Source organism: Bacillus cereus group sp. MS39 (assembly GCF_040448665.1).
GTDB lineage: Bacteria > Bacillota > Bacilli > Bacillales > Bacillaceae_G > Bacillus_A > Bacillus_A wiedmannii.
Genome location: NZ_CP123058.1, coordinates 1,190,887 through 1,204,907 on the forward strand (window position 1 = coordinate 1,190,887; position 14,021 = coordinate 1,204,907).

Genomic DNA, 14,021 nt, shown 5'->3' on the forward strand with positions numbered 1-14,021 from the left:
GTAGATTTCATGTTGCATCGTTATCTTCCAATGACAGAAGAAGACAAAAAAGAAATGTTACAAACGATCGGCGTTCAAACGATCGATGAGTTATTCTCTGATATTCCAGAGAGTGTTCGTTTTAAAGGGGATTTAAAAATTAAAGAAGCAAAATCAGAGCCAGAGCTTTTAAAAGAGTTAACTCAAATGGCTAGTAAAAATGCTAACTTAAAAGAATACGCTTCTTTCTTAGGAGCAGGTGTATACGATCATTACGCTCCAGTAATTGTAGATCACGTTATCTCTCGTTCAGAATTTTATACAGCTTACACGCCATACCAACCAGAAATTTCACAAGGGGAATTACAAGCGATCTTTGAATTCCAAACAATGATTTGTGAATTAACAGGAATGGATGTAGCAAACTCTTCTATGTACGACGGAGGTACAGCTTTAGCTGAAGCGGCAATGCTAGCAGCTGGCCATACTCGCAAAAAGAAAATTCTTGTATCTAGTGCAGTTCATCCAGAATCAAGAGCAGTACTTGAAACGTATGCAAAAGGTCAACATCTTGAAGTTGTTGAAATTAATCATAAAGATGGTGTAACAGATTTAGACGTATTACAAAGTGAAGTAGATGATACAGTTGCTTGTGTAATCGTTCAATATCCAAACTTCTTCGGACAAGTTGAAAAATTAGCTGATATTGAAAAAATCGTTCATCAACAAAAATCATTATTTATCGTTTCTTCAAATCCATTATCATTAGGCGCATTAACACCACCAGGAAAATTTGGTGCTGATGTTGTAATCGGTGATGCACAACCATTTGGTATTCCGACGCAGTTTGGTGGACCACACTGTGGTTACTTTGCAACAACGAAAGCATTTATGCGTAAAATTCCAGGACGTCTTGTTGGACAAACTGTAGATTCAGATGGTAAACGTGGATTTGTATTAACGTTACAAGCACGTGAACAGCATATTCGCCGTGATAAAGCGACGTCTAACATTTGTTCAAACCAAGCGTTAAATGCATTAGCAGCATCAGTTGCAATGACGGCACTTGGTAAACAAGGTGTGAAAGAAATGGCACGTCAAAACATTTCTAAAGCACAATATGCAAAACGTCAATTTGAAGCGAAAGGCTTCACTGTAACATTTGCTGGACCATTCTTCAATGAGTTTGTTGTAGATTGCAAGCGTCCAGTGAAGGAAGTAAACGATGCATTATTACAAAAGAATATTATCGGCGGTTACGACCTAGGCCGTGATTATAAAGAGCATGAGAACCATATGCTTGTAGCAGTAACTGAGCTTCGTACAAAAGAGGAAATTGACACACTTGTAAACGAAATGGGGGCTATCCAATGAAGAATCAAGACCAAGCACTTATCTTTGAAGTGAGTAAAGAAGGACGCATAGGATATAGCCTACCAAAATTAGATGTAGAAGAAGTGAAACTAGAAGATGTGTTTGAGAGCGATTATATTCGAGGAGAAGATGCAGAGCTACCAGAAGTATCTGAACTTGACATTATGCGCCACTATACAGCACTTTCAAACCGTAACCACGGTGTAGATTCTGGATTCTATCCACTTGGATCTTGTACGATGAAATATAATCCGAAAATTAATGAGAATGTAGCTCGTTTCGCAGGATTTGCAAATATTCATCCATTACAAGATGAAAAGACAGTACAAGGTGCAATGGAATTAATGTACGACTTACAAGAGCACTTAATTGAGATTACAGGTATGGATACTGTTACATTGCAACCAGCAGCGGGTGCACACGGAGAATGGACAGGCTTAATGTTAATTCGTGCATACCATGAAGCAAATGGTGACTTTAACCGTACGAAAGTAATTGTTCCTGACTCTGCTCACGGAACGAATCCAGCATCTGCAACTGTAGCTGGTTTTGAAACAATTACAGTAAAATCAAATGAACATGGTCTTGTTGACTTAGAAGATTTAAAACGTGTTGTAAACGAAGAAACAGCAGCACTTATGTTAACAAATCCTAATACATTAGGTCTATTCGAAGAAAATATTTTAGAAATGGCAGAAATCGTCCATAACGCAGGCGGTAAATTATACTATGATGGTGCAAACTTAAATGCGGTATTAAGCCAAGCGCGCCCAGGAGATATGGGATTTGACGTTGTGCATTTAAACCTTCATAAAACATTTACAGGTCCTCACGGCGGCGGTGGCCCAGGTTCGGGTCCAGTAGGTGTGAAAGCTGATTTAATTCCGTACTTACCAAAACCAATTTTAGAGAAAACGGAAAATGGCTATCACTTTAACTATGATCGTCCAGAAGCAATTGGACGCGTAAAACCATTCTATGGTAACTTCGGAATTAACGTTCGTGCATACACATACATTCGTTCTATGGGTCCAGATGGACTACGTGCAGTAACGGAGTATGCGGTATTAAATGCGAACTATATGATGAGAAGATTAGCACCATTCTATGATCTTCCGTTCGATAGACATTGTAAGCATGAGTTTGTATTATCAGGTCGTCGCCAAAAGAAACTTGGCGTACGTACATTAGATATCGCAAAACGCCTGCTTGATTTCGGTTACCATCCACCGACAATTTACTTCCCATTAAATGTGGAAGAATGTATTATGATTGAGCCGACAGAAACAGAATCAAAAGAAACATTAGATGGTTTCATTGATAAGATGATTCAAATTGCTAAAGAAGTAGAAGAAAATCCAGAAGTTGTACAAGAAGCGCCACATACAACGGTAATTAAACGTTTGGATGAAACATTGGCCGCTCGTAAACCAGTTTTACGTTATGAAAAGCTAGCTCCTGTACAAGTTTAATTAGAATAACAAAGGAAGAACTCGCTATATGCGGGTTCTTTTTTTTGTATGGAGAATTTGTCCCGCGATTTGTGGGCTGATAATCAATGGGGATGAACAAAAATCCCCCGCTGATTAAAGTTTCACTTTATGCAGAACTAGTGAAGAAAATGTTAAAATTTTATATTTTTTGTTTCATAATGGTGTAAAGAAGTAGTTTCATAGGTGATTTTGTTGAAAAAGTCAGTTTGATAAAAGTATTTATTTTTGTTAGAATTTTATTGAAATTAAGAAGATGCAATGAGATAGGAATGACTCATTTTTATGTATATGTGAAAAAACGAGCAAGTTGGGGGTGAAAATGTGGGATATCGGTGTTATAGAATGATATACCATTTAGAAAACGGAAAAACGATTAAAGATGTAAAAGAATTTTGTTATCGAGACCAAGGAAAAGTATTAGAAAGAGTAGCACATCGTGTAATGGATAATAGAGAAGTGACGGCAATTGATAAGAAAGGAACCATCATTTCAATAGCATGTGAGGACATTGTAAAGGTGGAACTTGATTACATAACAGAAAGTTAACCTTGAGTCATATCGAATTATTCGATACAATATACTGTTGAATGGTGACGAGAGAAGAGAGGAGTTTATTATGGGTAGTACAAGACACTTTTATATGTTTATCTTAGCGTTTGTTCTTGTTGTAGCATTAACGATTTATTTAATTGTTGATAGCACTTGGTACAACACAGTTCATCCGGCTTTCCTTCTGTTTATGTATGTAGGAATTGCGGTAGTGAGTTTTGGAATGAGAGATGAGATGTTAGATCGCTTTGAAAAGTGATACATATACGAAAGACCAACAGGAAAATGTTGGTCTTTTTTTCTTGCCAAAAATAGGATAGTGTGTATATACTGTATATATAAGGTATATACAGTATATACACACACTGGAGGAAAACATGAATATTATTATTTCGAATTCTTCCCAAGACCCTATTTATGTGCAAATAAGAAAACAATTAAGCCAGCTTATTTTAAATGGTGGTTTAAAGGGTGGAGACCAATTACCGTCTATTCGTAGCTTAGCGAAGGAATTACAAGTTAGTGTAATTACAACGAAGCGTGCGTACGAGGAGCTTGAAAAAGAAGGATATATAGAAACTGTTGCTGGGAAGGGGACTTATGTTTCACGTAAAAATAATGAACTACTAAAAGAACAGCGGCTACGTCTATTGGAAAGTAAAGCGGAAGAGGTTGTAAATGAAAGTAAAGCGTTGCAGCTTTCACTTGAAGATTTACAGCAGATGATTGCGTGTTTATATGAGGGGGAATAAGAAATGTTAGAGCTAAAAAACGTTTGTAAAAGTTATCAAGATTTTGCAGTGAAAAATATAAGTTTTACGTTACCACGCGGATATATTATGGGATTTGTCGGACCGAATGGAGCAGGGAAAAGTACGACGATTAAAATGATTATGAATTTAATTAGAAAAGATAGCGGTGATATAAAAATTTTTGGTAAGGACAATAAAAAAGTCGAGAAGGAAATAAAACAAAATATCGGTTTTGTATATGATGAAAATCATTACTACGAAGATTTAACGTGTGAACAAATGAAACGTATTATTGCACCGCTATATAAAAAGTGGGACGAAGAGCAGTATCAATCGTATATGCATAGATTGCAAGTTCCGAAGTATAAAAAAATTAAAGAACTATCAAAAGGGATGAAAATGAAATTTGCGATTGCTATCGCACTTTCGCACCACGCGGAGTTTATCATTATGGACGAACCGACAGCAGGATTAGATCCAGTTGTTCGAAGTGAATTACTTGATATGTTGCAAGAAATTGTAATGGAAGATGAAGTATCTGTATTATTCTCAACGCACATTACAACAGATTTAGAGCGCATCGCAGATTATATTACGTTCATCAATGATGGAGAAATTATATTTACTGGTGAGAAAGATGAACTAATGGAGAACTACGTAATCGTAAAAGGAAGTAATGACTTATTAGACCGGGAAGGAAAAGAATTATTTGTTGGATTACGAAAAAATAAATTTGGTTTCGAAGGTTTAGCAAAGGATAAACAAGCAATTATCGATTGGTTTGGAAATGAGGTTGTACTAGAAAAGCCTACATTAGATGATATTATCGTTTACACCGCAAAAGGGAGAGGTGCCTATGCGTCAGCTCATCTATAAAGATTTGTTCTTTTTTCGGGGGATATGGCCAGTGTATCTTATTATACCCTTTATATTCTTTTTATTTGAAAACGGTGATGGAATGCTGTTTCCTATGAGTTGTTTATTTATAACTCTTTCCGCAGTTATGATATTAGTCGCAATAGATGAACGAAATACAAGTGACATTATTATGAATAGTTTACCGTTAAGCAGAAAGGATATCATAATTGCTAGATATATTTCCTGTGCAATATTTATTGTAGGTGGCATGTTCTCTACGATGTTGGTTGCTTTTCTTATAAGAGGTATCGCTGTTATTGGTGATATAGGTGCATATCATCCTAATTTATACATTGAAATTCCATGGTATGGAGTAGTAAATGGGCTTATTTACGCCGTGTTTTTAGTTGTCACCTTTTACCCTAGTTATTATGGTACAAAATCGAAGATAGTAAGAAGTATAATATCAGCAGCCTCAATAGGAGTGGGTGGGATACTTTGGATATTTATTAGTGATGGACTGAATAAAACAGCACCTTCGTTCATTGAGTGGATTATGAATCCTATGCATGTTGGTATGTTTATAGTTGGAATTATTACATTAGTTAGTATTTACATTGCTTCTATGTTTCTTACAATTAAAATTTATGAAACGCGTGATTTATAGAGAGGAGAATTCAGATGCAACAGTTGATTTTGAAGGAGTTTTTCTTACAGAAGAAGATATTTCCTTTCTATTTTTTAATACCTATGTTATCTATTTTTAAGGATTCCGTTCAACCAATGGGGGTTGCAATAGGATTATTTATAACATGTAGTACAATTATTTATATTTCTTTTTATCATGAGGAGAAAAGTAAAGCAGAAAAAGTATTAGTGAGTTTGCCTATAACGAGACAAGAGATAGTTATAGCTAAGTATATTTCAAGCACAGTATTTATTATGGTTGGTTTGAGTGCAACTTTTATAGTCATAATATTAAAAAATATTTTGTTGGACGGGGATATAGTTATGCCTGGATATGCAGTGTTTTCAGGAATAGTAGCAACTTTGATTTATTGTGTAGTAACGATACCTACTAATTACATTGGAGGATATAAAGCTATTACTGTCTTGAATGTGATTATGGTTTTTCCTTTAATGGGTATGATTGGCTTTATGTGCAATATTTTTGGTGATGAAATAATCATGTTAAAAGTACTTCACTCTGAAGATGCTACATTATCAATGAGTGTTCTTGGTATCGGAGTGTTAGTAAGTATAGTCATATCAATGTTGCTCTCAATGAAAATGTTTCAGGAGGCAGAGTTATAGAAGGGGCATTTTCATATTAGGAGGTGTAATACATGATCAAGCAATTAGTTTTAAAAGATATGATGATGCAAAGAAAGTTAGGGTTTGTTTATCTTATATGTTTCTTGTTCCTGCTCATTGTTGATTTTCGTAGTGATAGTTTTTTGATGACGTTTAGCATGTTTGTACCTGCTCTTGGCATGATACTGTCAATGAGTTATGAGGGGAAAAATAAAAGTGAACTGATAGTAAATAGTTTACCGTTTGACCGTAAAGATATTGTCATAGGAAAATACATATTTGTAAGTATTTTAGTTGCTCTAGGTGGATGTTTTTCACTAGTGGTTGGTTTAATACAGCTACAAGATGGGCATATGACTGGATTTATGCTGTGGGGAGAAATTCTCGGAGGTATAACAGGTGGGTTTGTTTGTAGCATAATTGTACTTCCGATTGAATTCTCAGTAGGATATAGCAGTGCAAAACAAATTGCTCCGTTCGCCGGACTTGCGTTGGGGTATTTAAGTGGACTGATTGTAAGTAACGTCTGGTTAGATGTAGAAAATGTTTGGAGCACGAGTCTAGTTGTAAATGTTTGTTTTATAGCAGGACTTATTCTTTTGTATATTATGTCCATGTTGCTTTCAGTTAGCTTGTATAATGAACGTGATTTATGAGGGGAGGAGTAATCGTGAGGCAACTCATAATAAAAGATTTTATTATGCAATGGAAGCATTTAATATGGTGCTTAATATACCCTCTTTTTTTGTATATGACATTAACAGATATTAAAAGCTTTTACGTAATTATGTCAGCTATAATTCCAGTTATAGCAATTTTAAAAACATTTAATGACGATAAAAAATATAATAGTGAAGTAATATTAAATAGTTTACCGCTAGCGAGAAAGCAAATTGTGTTAGCTAAATACATAATGGCACTTATTATTTTTATTATAAGTATGATAGTGTCTAGTCCTGTAGTAATCAATCGATTTGAAGATGGAACTTTTGAATTTATAACGACAACAGTAATTACGATTTCTGGCTTTGTTTTTATATATTTTAGCATTGTTTTACCGATATTGTTTTGGTTTGGCTATAAAAAAGCTTCTTTTATTACGTTTTTCATACTAATAGCACCGACAGCAATTGGTACTATGTTCTTTGAAATCAGCATGGAACAAATTCAACTATACAACAGCGTGTTATTCGTTAGTTCAATATGCATATTCATAGCATCTGTCTTCGTTTCAGTGAAATTGTATGAGAAGAGAGAATTTTAAAAGGTGCCCTATAAAAGGCACCTTCTTCAATAACGACAATATGAAAGTAAGAGTTTATAAACAGAGAGGCTACTCGGTACAACATCTTTTGGAGTATGTAATATAAAGCTGAAAACGATAACGAGAATAAGAAAGAGAAAAAATAAAAATAGGATCTGCTTATGTATAGAATTTTGCATATTATCCACTCCTTTTTTAGGTAGTATGTCCAAAAGAAAGGAGTGTATGAAAAATTTTAGGAGGGGAGAATGATGAACAAAAGAAAATGGTTATATAGAATAGGGGTATTTTTCGTTTCAATCGGTCTCATATTAGCAAATGTTTATTCAGATATACCACCGCTATTTCCTAGTTTGCATAAAGGGATTGGTATGAGCGTTGCTATAATTGGCCTGTTTTGTCTTATCGCATCAAATTTTTATAGAAAATCTAAATAGACGTAAAAAAAGGACAGTTACTCTTTTTCAGAAGTACTGTCCTTTTTAAATAATTTATTCCATAGTTTGGCGATACTCCATATAATGACGATTGCAATGGAGGCAATAATAGACCAAGCAATAGATGCAATTTCAAGTGCCATGCTAGGAAGGAAGGTAAAAATGGATACTACTTTATGAAACAACCATTCTATTATATGAAAACTGATTTGCAATAGAATGACGATCCCGAGTGTAATCCATGCTAACATTTGTTTTCCTTTTTCTTTCCACATGACATTCACCTCACGTTAGCTTAATAGTTTTAAGCCAACAGCGCCGCATAGAATGCAGCTTAAGAAGGCAAGACGACGCCAATCCGCTGATTCACGGAAAATAAGAATACCTAGAAGTGCACTTCCGGCAGTTCCGATTCCAGTCCAAATCGCGTAAGCAGTTCCCATCGGTAACGTGTCCATCGCGAGAGATAAGAAGAAGAAGCTTACGCCGAAGTTAGCGATTAAAATAACTTTTGGTGCCCAGCCTTTCTTTTCAGTGGCTACTTTCATAAAGAGTACACCAATAATTTCACAAATACCAGCTAGAATTAAAAATAACCAAGCCATTTTATGCGGCCTCCTTCGCTTCTTTTTCTTCTGTTACTCGTTTTAGCCCAATTACTCCGAAGAAGATTAAACCGATTAATAAAACTTTTACAATAGAGAAAGGTTCTCCGAAGACGAAAATCTCTGTAAGAACGATCCCACCAGCTCCAATTCCTGTAAAGACTGCGTATACAGTGCCGACAGGTAAATCTTTATAAGCTCTAAATAATAAGACGAAACTAATTGTAATTAATAACGCAACACCAGCCCATTCAAGTGGTGCCTCCGCTTTTTTAAGTCCAATAACCCAAAAGATTTCAATAATACCAGCTATGATTACATAAATCCATGCCATATGTCATTTCTCCTTCCTACCAGTCGTTAGGTAAAGGGCTTAAAAACGACGCATTGCAAAGGAGCAATCCGTCAGTTTGAAAGACCTCGCCAAAATACTTGCCAAGAGGCGTTTAAACGAGTCTCAAAGCGATTTAAACCTGCGAATAGTAGTTCCACCATAAGTCCGTCCAGTAAGCATAGAAAAGCTTCTAGAGCGTCTTTTACTTCAATGTTATGCAGTTCACTTTGCTCGTTTGCCTGTTTAAATATAGGGAATAAAAGTTTTCCGACGTTTTCAATGTGTGCATTCGCTTTTTCGATAATTTGTACGCGGAATGCATCAGGCGGAAAATAAGAAGTTCGTAACCAAAACATTGATTCTTCACTTTCACCAAATCGTTTTGCGTAGCCCTTTAGTAACTGTAAGAGCAATTCTTCAGTAGACGAATTTGAAAATTTTTCGATATCGTCTGTGAAGCTTTGTAAATCTTTTTGAAGAGCAGATTCTAAACATATAAAATATAGCTCTTCTTTTCCTTTAAAGTGTGCGTAAATCGATGGTTTTTTAATCCCAACTTCTTGAGCAATATTTGCCAATGAAGTTCCTTCATAGCCGTAGCGTGCGAAATGAGAAAGTGCTACAGCTTTAATGCGGTTTGCTGTCATTTTCATCCCCTACCTACCGTTCGTTAGGTTCATTATATGAGATGGAAAATATAAAGTCAATAGGTGAAGAGCTGAAAAAGAGCGCTACAGGTAACGCTCTTTTTTTAGACAGTATCTCGCTCAATTAAATGGAATGAAAGCTCTTCTGCCTTCCCGGCAATTTGCTCGCTTTGGATTTGTTTATGGAATAAAGAAAAAGCATGTGAGCCCATTGCGAGACCGGGGTGTTCAATTGTGGAAATTTCTAACGCCTTTGAAATTTCATGATTATCAAATCCAAGGATAGCAAGTTCTTCAGGGACTCGAATGCCATGTTTTCGCGCCTCTGTTAATAAACCAGCTGCAACTTGATCGTTCGCTGTAAAAATAGCGGTTGGGCGATTTTTCATGTTTAAAATGCGATGAAGTATTTTTGCACCATCCTGCATCGTATAGCATTGATGAAAAATCCAATCTGGATGTACCGTTTTACCTTCGTTATGCAGCGTATCAGCAAATGCTTTTTCGCGCTCCATAGAATTTGCACTCGTTTTTCTTGCTAAACAGATTCCGATTTTTTCATGGCCTTTACTGAGTAAATAGGCAGTGCCGAGACGGAAGCCTTCATAGTGATCTACGTAGACGGATGAAATGAGGGGATGCTTTATCTTTTCACATGAAATAATAGGGGCAAATTTCGCGAAAGGTTCAATTTGTTCCCAAGAACTCGTTCGAGAGCAAATAATCATTCCGTCGAATTGTTTCATTTTCATCATTTCAAGAACACGAATCTCTTCGAGGCTATCGTAATTTGTTTGACATAAATTAATGTGATATCCAGCTGTTAACGCTTCGTTTCCGATTCCTTCAATAATTGTACTGAAGTATGGAAGATTAATGAAAGGGAGCATAACCCCGATTGTATATGTTTTTCCCTTTATTAAATGAATAGCATTTATATTTTTTGCATAGTTCAATTCTTCAACAGCATCTAGAACACGCTTACGTTTTTCTTCTTTTACGTAAGGGTGATTATTAAGGACGCGGGAAACAGTTGATATGGATACACCAGCGGTTTTTGCAATTTGTTTTATATTGGCCATATGTATCACCTCTCTCCCTTATTATAAGGGGAAAATAATAAGAATGAAAAAATCTTGACCTGAAAAGCTTTTCACAATCTATGTTATAAACATGACTTCTGTTATTCGCGTAACCTTTTTAGTTGAGCGTGAGAATGATGGGGGTCTTTTTTGCGTCTATAAAAGAGTTTTTGTCAAAATGTGTGAGAATAACGTGGAAAGTTTTCAAAGGGGGAGTTTGTTAATGAAGCGAATATGAATAGCATACAAAGTGAAACTTTAATCAGTCGGGCATCTCCCGCGGGTTATTAGCCCCACCAATCGGGCATTAACGCTTTATTCATAAAGAGAGCGGTATGAAGAAAGGGCGGAAACAAATTGAAAAAAAGAATCATTTGTTTCGTGTTTTCTAGTCTAGTGCTAAGTTCATGTTCGTTTCAGCAAACGATGCAAGAAGAAAAAAACTTTGTGGGAACAACAGGGGGAGCGATGGATCGTGTTACGGATCCTATTCCGCTAAAGGAGCTTCCGAAATATTTTCCAGTGAAATTTAAAGTTCCGGCGTTTTTACCGTATGACATTACGAGTGATGTGAAGGGGGAAGTCAGAACGATTGGGAAAAAGAACGCTGTTTTAATCATTAAATATAAACAGCGGGAGCCAGGTAGAAATGAGTATATTGAGTTAAATGTTGCGAACTTTCCTTATAGTTTTCCGGATCTCGTGGAAGAGAAACGATTTCAAGAACAAATGAAATTGAATAGTGGAGCATTCGCTTATATTAAAAATAAAGATGACTCTGGGCGAGGAGATGAATTCGCTACGCTTATTTGGAAAGAGAAAGGACTTGAATATCAGCTGCTGTATCGTAATGTGCAAGAGAATGATAAAGATGTGATTAAGCAAAATTTATTATACATTGCGAATAATATGGAATGAAAAAACTAGCTGAATGATTCAGCTAGTTTTTGTATGTTATTATTTCTTTTTAATTTTTCCAGTCCACGTTTTAAATCCACCTTGTAACTGGTAGAAATCTTTGTAGCCTTGTTTTTTTAAGTATTGAGCTGCACGACCAGTACGAAATCCGCTTTGGCAGTATAAGTAAACTGGTTGATCTTTGCGAAGTTCTTTATGACGAAGGCGAATTTGTGATAATGGAATGTTACGTGCGCCTAAAATATGTCCTGCAGTATATTCGTCTGCTTCGCGAATATCGATAAGCTGTGCTTTACGGTAGCCAGCGCGAAACTCTTCTTCTGAAAGTGTTTTAATTAATTTTCTCTGATAGAAATACATCCATACAGTGTAGCCGATGAACGCTACGATTACGGCTAATAAAATAATCCAAGTTGTTGACACGGTTCTATCGCTCCCTTTTTTCTTATCCTACTTTCAATATTATAATGCCCGTATGTATTTATGCAACAGATTCATTTGCATATAAGAAGAAATTTCGTATTCTTTCACAAATTTTGTCGAATTTGGTAGACTAGAGAATGTGAAAAATAATTGGTTATATGAGGTGCAGGATGGGAAAAGAAAAATGGTGTTATATTAACTCTGGTCAATGTTCACCGGCATTTAATATGGCGTTAGATGAATGTTTATTAAATTGGCAAAGTGAAAAGAAAATGCCACCAACCATTCGTTTTTATGAATGGGAAGTACCAACATTAACAGTTGGGTATTTCCAGCGTGTTGAAAAAGATATTAACATGGATGTAGTTAACGAAAAGAAATATGGATTCGTTCGTCGTCAAACAGGCGGCAGGGGTGTACTACATGATAAAGAATTAACGTACAGTGTTATTGTGTCTGAAGATCATCCAAATATGCCAAAAACAGTTACAGAAGCGTATCGTATTATTTCGCAAGGTTTATTAGACGGTTTTAAGGCATTAGGATTAGAAGCGTATTATGCAGTTCCAAAAACAGAAGCAGACCGTGAAAATTTAAAAAATCCACGTTCAGGCGTATGCTTTGATGCACCATCTTGGTATGAAATTGTAGTAGAAGGAAGAAAAATCGCAGGTAGTGCTCAAACACGTCAAAAAGGTGTGATTTTACAGCACGGCTCGATTCCGTTAGAAATAGATTTAGATGAATTATACGATCTGTTTTTATTCCCGAGTGAACGTGTAAAAGAGCGTATGAAGAGTATGTTCTCTTCTAAAGCGGTAGCCATTAATGAATTAACAGACCGCACGTTTACAATCGAGCAGTTAATTAAAGCGTTTGAGGTTGGGTTTGAAAAAGGATTAGATGTAGAGCTTGTTCCGTATGAATTAACAGAAGAACAGTTACATGAAGTCCAAACATTAGCAAAAGAGAAGTATGAAAGTAAGGAATGGAATTATAAAAAATAAGAGGTGGCAATTGCCACCTCTTATTTTTTTATAGTAAATTAAGTACTTTTTCTACTTTGATTCCTTTATCTTGTAAAGAACGAAGGCGATTTACAACGTCCATAATTTCTTTGTCAAATGTAACGCTAATACCTTGGCTTTGTAGTTCTTTTTTTAAGCTTTCAATAGAATCATCTATGTCGATGCCAAGCTCGTAATCTTGACAAACTTCAATTGTCTTTTTCACAAGTTTAACATAATTTTCTTGTAGTTTTGTATTTGTTTCAGTCAAAGCAGGTTGCTTCGGTTTTGCAGGAGCGACCGGTGCTGTCTCTTGCTTTGTAACTGGAGTTGGTGCTGCTTTTTTCACAGGTGCTGGAGTAGATAGTTCCACGGCTGCTTCTACACTTACTGGCTTCGGTGTCGGTACCGGAGTAGGTTTAGATGCTGCAGGTGTTTCTACTCGCGTAACAGGTTTTGGAGCAGGTGTAACTGCTTTTGGAGCTTCTACAACTACTTCTTTTTTCGGAGTAGCTTCTACAACAGTTTCTTCTTGCTCAGCAGCTTCTTTATTTTCTTTGCTCCACATAACGCGTTCAACTTCTAGAGAAACATTATTTTTGTTCATCGCTGTTAATGTAACTTTACCAACTTCAGCGTTCCCAGTGAAATCAACAATTTTATAAATAACACTCTTGTTCCAATCCACGTTTCCGCTCAAAAATAATTCTTCGTTACATTTCGGCGTTAAGCCCTCGATTTTAATTTCTGCGTTTACACCGTTTTCACTATATACCATAATTAGCGAAGCATTTACATCTTCGTCTGCTAACATTAGTTCACGTACCATTTTGCCGGTGCGTACTTGCGTTTTCTTCTTAACTGACATTTAATTTCTCCTCTCAAAAATTCAGTAATAATAAAAAAATCGTATAACGAAAAATAATTGCTCACGAAGATTTATGATACCGATAATAAAAGCATCACGTCAACAATTAACTTTAAT

The 14,021-nt window shown here is 35.9% G+C and carries 20 protein-coding genes; 13 read left to right on the forward strand and 7 right to left on the reverse strand.

Translation table 11 applies throughout. The features are described from left to right. Positions 1-9: 9 nt before the first annotated feature. The 11 genes from gcvPA (at position 10) to QEP67_RS06275 (ending at position 8,020) form a co-directional block, all read left to right on the forward strand. A complete protein-coding gene (gene gcvPA, locus QEP67_RS06225) occupies positions 10-1,353 on the forward strand; it encodes an aminomethyl-transferring glycine dehydrogenase subunit 1 (RefSeq protein WP_000903246.1) in 1,344 nt (447 codons plus the stop codon). Next, a complete protein-coding gene (gcvPB, locus tag QEP67_RS06230; RefSeq protein WP_000795688.1) occupies positions 1,350-2,825 on the forward strand; it encodes an aminomethyl-transferring glycine dehydrogenase subunit 2 in 1,476 nt (491 codons plus the stop codon). Before gcvPA ends, gcvPB begins: the two co-directional genes overlap by 4 nt. A gap of 363 nt (positions 2,826-3,188) precedes the next feature. Beyond that, entirely contained in the window at positions 3,189-3,392 is a 204-nt protein-coding gene (locus QEP67_RS06235; RefSeq protein WP_000639158.1) for a DUF3929 family protein, read from the forward strand. A gap of 70 nt (positions 3,393-3,462) precedes the next feature. Next, positions 3,463-3,654, forward strand: a complete 192-nt coding sequence (locus tag QEP67_RS06240; protein WP_000535935.1) for a hypothetical protein — start codon at positions 3,463-3,465, stop codon at positions 3,652-3,654. A 118-nt stretch (positions 3,655-3,772) separates the two neighbouring features. Then, positions 3,773-4,147 carry a GntR family transcriptional regulator gene (locus tag QEP67_RS06245; RefSeq protein WP_001021362.1) on the forward strand — a complete coding sequence of 125 codons (375 nt, stop codon included), beginning with the start codon at positions 3,773-3,775 and terminating at the stop codon, positions 4,145-4,147. Positions 4,148-4,150: 3 nt separating this feature from the next. Then, on the forward strand, positions 4,151-5,023 hold the full coding sequence (locus tag QEP67_RS06250; protein WP_000891319.1) for an ABC transporter ATP-binding protein: 873 nt from the start codon (positions 4,151-4,153) through the stop codon (positions 5,021-5,023). Next, on the forward strand, positions 5,004-5,672 hold the full coding sequence (locus tag QEP67_RS06255; RefSeq protein ID WP_001249420.1) for an ABC-2 transporter permease: 669 nt from the start codon (positions 5,004-5,006) through the stop codon (positions 5,670-5,672). Before QEP67_RS06250 ends, QEP67_RS06255 begins: the two co-directional genes overlap by 20 nt. A 14-nt stretch (positions 5,673-5,686) precedes the next feature. Next, positions 5,687-6,319: an ABC-2 transporter permease gene (locus QEP67_RS06260; protein WP_353706546.1), complete on the forward strand. Its 633-nt coding sequence runs from the start codon at positions 5,687-5,689 to the stop codon at positions 6,317-6,319. A 32-nt stretch (positions 6,320-6,351) separates the two neighbouring features. Continuing rightward, positions 6,352-6,975 carry an ABC-2 transporter permease gene (locus tag QEP67_RS06265; protein ID WP_000595378.1) on the forward strand — a complete coding sequence of 208 codons (624 nt, stop codon included), beginning with the start codon at positions 6,352-6,354 and terminating at the stop codon, positions 6,973-6,975. Between the two features lie 14 nt (positions 6,976-6,989). Next, positions 6,990-7,583 (forward strand): ABC-2 transporter permease, encoded by a 594-nt coding sequence (locus tag QEP67_RS06270; RefSeq protein ID WP_001249397.1) that lies wholly within the window; start codon positions 6,990-6,992, stop codon positions 7,581-7,583. A gap of 251 nt (positions 7,584-7,834) precedes the next feature. Then, entirely contained in the window at positions 7,835-8,020 is a 186-nt protein-coding gene (locus tag QEP67_RS06275; RefSeq protein ID WP_001042442.1) for a hypothetical protein, read from the forward strand. A gap of 17 nt (positions 8,021-8,037) precedes the next feature. Here the strand turns inward: QEP67_RS06275 and QEP67_RS06280 are convergent, their stop codons facing one another. The 5 genes from QEP67_RS06280 to QEP67_RS06300 form a co-directional block, all read right to left on the reverse strand. Then, the gene (locus QEP67_RS06280; RefSeq protein ID WP_000265389.1) at positions 8,038-8,295 is read right to left on the reverse strand and encodes a DUF3975 family protein; all 258 of its coding nucleotides are present in this window, start codon (positions 8,293-8,295) and stop codon (positions 8,038-8,040) included. A gap of 15 nt (positions 8,296-8,310) precedes the next feature. Further along, positions 8,311-8,625 carry a multidrug efflux SMR transporter gene (locus tag QEP67_RS06285; RefSeq protein ID WP_000312377.1) on the reverse strand — a complete coding sequence of 105 codons (315 nt, stop codon included), beginning with the start codon at positions 8,623-8,625 and terminating at the stop codon, positions 8,311-8,313. A 1-nt stretch (position 8,626) separates the two neighbouring features. Next, positions 8,627-8,959: a multidrug efflux SMR transporter gene (locus QEP67_RS06290; protein ID WP_000312344.1), complete on the reverse strand. Its 333-nt coding sequence runs from the start codon at positions 8,957-8,959 to the stop codon at positions 8,627-8,629. A gap of 71 nt (positions 8,960-9,030) precedes the next feature. Further along, the gene (locus QEP67_RS06295) at positions 9,031-9,612 is read right to left on the reverse strand and encodes a TetR/AcrR family transcriptional regulator (protein WP_002107720.1); all 582 of its coding nucleotides are present in this window, start codon (positions 9,610-9,612) and stop codon (positions 9,031-9,033) included. A 98-nt stretch (positions 9,613-9,710) separates the two neighbouring features. Then, complete coding sequence (locus QEP67_RS06300) at positions 9,711-10,688, reverse strand: LacI family DNA-binding transcriptional regulator (protein WP_001273975.1); 978 nt, start codon at positions 10,686-10,688, stop codon at positions 9,711-9,713. Positions 10,689-11,069: 381 nt separating this feature from the next. Between QEP67_RS06300 and QEP67_RS06305 the strand changes: the two genes are divergently transcribed. Beyond that, positions 11,070-11,606, forward strand: a complete 537-nt coding sequence (locus QEP67_RS06305) for a hypothetical protein (protein ID WP_033658811.1) — start codon at positions 11,070-11,072, stop codon at positions 11,604-11,606. A 39-nt stretch (positions 11,607-11,645) separates the two neighbouring features. Here the strand turns inward: QEP67_RS06305 and QEP67_RS06310 are convergent, their stop codons facing one another. Further along, complete coding sequence (locus QEP67_RS06310; RefSeq protein ID WP_000108656.1) at positions 11,646-12,029, reverse strand: rhodanese-like domain-containing protein; 384 nt, start codon at positions 12,027-12,029, stop codon at positions 11,646-11,648. 170 nt (positions 12,030-12,199) lie between these two features. Between QEP67_RS06310 and QEP67_RS06315 the strand changes: the two genes are divergently transcribed. Next, complete coding sequence (locus QEP67_RS06315; protein WP_000514072.1) at positions 12,200-13,036, forward strand: biotin/lipoate A/B protein ligase family protein; 837 nt, start codon at positions 12,200-12,202, stop codon at positions 13,034-13,036. A gap of 28 nt (positions 13,037-13,064) precedes the next feature. Here the strand turns inward: QEP67_RS06315 and QEP67_RS06320 are convergent, their stop codons facing one another. Next, positions 13,065-13,904 (reverse strand): hypothetical protein, encoded by an 840-nt coding sequence (locus tag QEP67_RS06320; protein WP_000111931.1) that lies wholly within the window; start codon positions 13,902-13,904, stop codon positions 13,065-13,067. Between the last annotated feature and the right edge of the window lie 117 nt (positions 13,905-14,021).